Source organism: Dietzia sp. DQ11-38-2 (assembly GCF_014145055.1).
In the GTDB taxonomy this organism is placed as follows: Bacteria; Actinomycetota; Actinomycetes; order Mycobacteriales; family Mycobacteriaceae; genus Dietzia.
Map to the genome: position 1 here is coordinate 1 of NZ_JAALDW010000121.1, position 2715 is coordinate 2715.

The window sequence follows — 2715 nt, forward strand, 5'->3', positions numbered from 1 at the left end:
GCATCCGGCGCGAGGGCGCGGTCTGCCCCCGCCGCACGTTCGAGCGGGTCGCGGACCGGCTGCGCTCGGATTACGGGTGGCGCTGACGCGGCGAGGGCCGGCCGCCGCGTTTTGGCCGGTGAGGCCGCCGCTGGTAAAGTCGGTCGTCGGTGTCCACCGGATCGCGTAGCGCGCGTTCGAGCGGACGAGAGACATGACATCCGATCGACCGGATCCCCGCGGGGCCGTCGAGACACGACCGAAGGTGTGACCAGTGGCCAACATCAAGTCCCAGAAGAAGCGGAACCTCACCAACGAGCGCAACCGCCTGCGCAACCAGTCGATCAAGTCGGCGCTGCGTTCGGCCATCCGCAACCTGCGTGAGGCCACCGAGGCCGGCGACAAGGCCAAGGCCGGCGCCCTCCTCGTCGCGACCTCGCGTCAGCTCGACAAGGCCGCCACCAAGGGTGTCATCCACAAGAACCAGGCCGCCAACAAGAAGTCGTCGCTCGCCAAGGCCGTCAACTCACTCTGAGGCGACCCGCTCCCCCCCACCGCGGGGAGCACAGCCCCGCGGAGAATGCCGCGTCGAGGCTCCGAGGGCCCACCCCGCACCGATCGAGGTCGCGTGGTGGGCCCTCGTCGCGTTCCAACCGGTCGTGTTCTACGCCGCACCCGCCAGCGACCCCACCGCACGGACCGCTCGTTCCAGTGCGTAAGAGGTGTCCTCCGCCTGACCCTTGACCTCCCCGTTGAGGCGGGCGACCACCTGGAGGGCCCGGCCGAGGGTATCGATGGACCAGTACCGAGTCTGCGCGGCGACCTTCTTGACCTTCCACGGGGGCAACCCCTGTCGCGCCAGCTCTGCGGGCGGGGTGCCCCGTTGCGTGCCCACCATGGCGATGGAGTTCACGGCGTCCGCGAGGGCGTCTGCCAACACGACGTGCGGGACCCCGGTGTGCATGGCCCATTCCAGCGCCTCGATCGCCCCGGCCACGTCCCCCGTGACCGCCCGCTCGGCCACGGTGAAACCACTGACGCCCACGACACCGGAGTGATAGCGGCGCACCGCCTCGACATCGACCTTCCCCCCGGTGTCGGCCACCAGCTGGCCGCATGCCGACGCCAGCTGCCTCAGGTCGGTGCCCACCGCCTCGACGAGGGCCTCACACGCCTCCGGGGCCACCCGGACGTCGAGGCCACGGAACTCCGAGCGCACGAATCCCACCACGTCCGTGTGACGTGAGATTCTTCCGGCCGCGTGCTCCTGAGCGCCGGCCTTCCGCAGGTCCGGCACGAGCGACTTCGCCCGTCCGCCACCGGTGTGCTGGACCACCATGACGGTCCGGTCCGGAAGGTCGACGGCCGCGCCCATCACCGCCGCCTGGGCGTCCTTGCCCAGCTCCGCGGCCCCGGTGATCACCACGATGCGGGCTTCGCCGAACAACGACGGCGAGAGCAGTTCGAACAACTGCGACGCACCGACCTCCGGCCCGCCCAGCCGAGAGACGACGGGGGGGTCCTCCCCCGCGGGTGCCGCCGCCCGAGCGGTCGCCACGACACCGGCCGTGGCGCGCTCGGTGAGGAACTCGTCCTCACCCAGGACAAGATGCAGAGCGGCGGGTGCAGAGTCTGGTGACATGTGTGCTCCTCGTCGTCGACAGATGACATGGTGCCACGCACGTCCGTCAGTCCCGCACCACCGCCCTCACGAACCGGGGTCGGCATCCTCCTCGACCATCCGCGCCCGGGTGTCTCCGTGAACAGCGGTGCCGACGGACACCGGTTCGTGGATGGCGCCGGCGGTGTCCGGTACGCGCGCACCGTTACCGATCTCGGCCCGGGAGAGCGTTCCCGAGAACCGCTCGGTCAGCTCGCGGAACACCCGGTGCGAAGTGTGGGCGGCACGCCCCTTCGGCCCGACGGGGCGTTCCTGGTCCGGGTTCGTACAGGCGTCGACGATCGCGTCCACGATCAGGTCGGGGTCGTCCATCGCCGTCAGCCGCGGCGCGTGGCCGGTGTAGTTGCCGACGTGATCCCACCACGGGGTGTCGGCCGCCCAGGGCAGGATCGTGCCGACCTTCACCGTCTCGTCCAACCCGGCCAGTCGCAGTTCCTCGGTGAGGGAACGACCGAGGCTCGTGATGCCCGCCTTGACCGCGGAGTAGGTGGACTGATAGGCCAGCGGAACCTCTCCGGCGACCGATCCCACGTTGACCAGCACCCCCTCGCCACGGGCCGTGAAACGCCGCAGTGCCACGTGGGCACCGAAGATCATTCCCTTGAGATCCACGTCGACGAGTCGGGCGTGATCTGCAAGCGGCACCTCCCAGAACAGGCCCATCACACCGACCGCGGCGTTGTTGATCCACACGTCGATGGGGCCGAAGTGTTCCTCCGCGGCCGCTGCCAGGTTCTCGACGGCCTCGGAATCGCTGACGTCCGTGGGCACCGCCACGGCAGAACCACCGGACGCGGCGATCTGGGCGGCCACCTCCTCGAGCACCTCACCGCGCCGGGCGGCCAGGACGACGTGAGCCCCGCGTGCGCCCAGGGCGATCGCGGCGCCACGCCCGAAGCCGCTGGAGGCTCCCGTGACGACGATGGTCTTTCCGTTCAGGTCGTCATTCCTTCTCATCAGTCCCACTCGTCCCGTCTCCTCGTCATGGTCTCGGAGCTGTGCTGTGCGGGCCATGATGCGCGGCGGGGACACCGGACGCATCCGGTAGCACGAGG

General features: G+C 70.1%; 3 protein-coding genes. 1 reads left to right on the top strand and 2 read right to left on the bottom strand.

The genetic code is table 11. From position 1 onward, the window contains the following. Positions 1–253 precede the first annotated feature (253 nt). A complete protein-coding gene (gene rpsT / locus G6026_RS04765) occupies positions 254–514 on the top strand; it encodes a 30S ribosomal protein S20 (protein WP_107756103.1) in 261 nt (86 codons plus the stop codon). A gap of 129 nt (positions 515–643) precedes the next feature. Here the strand turns inward: rpsT and holA are convergent, their stop codons facing one another. Together holA and G6026_RS04775 are read right to left on the bottom strand one after the other, a co-directional pair. Further along, positions 644–1621 (bottom strand): DNA polymerase III subunit delta, encoded by a 978-nt coding sequence (holA, locus tag G6026_RS04770; RefSeq protein ID WP_182612382.1) that lies wholly within the window; start codon positions 1619–1621, stop codon positions 644–646. Between the two features lie 66 nt (positions 1622–1687). Next, a partial coding sequence (locus G6026_RS04775; protein WP_347238065.1) for an SDR family NAD(P)-dependent oxidoreductase occupies positions 1688–2715 on the bottom strand: 1028 nt, incomplete at its 5' end.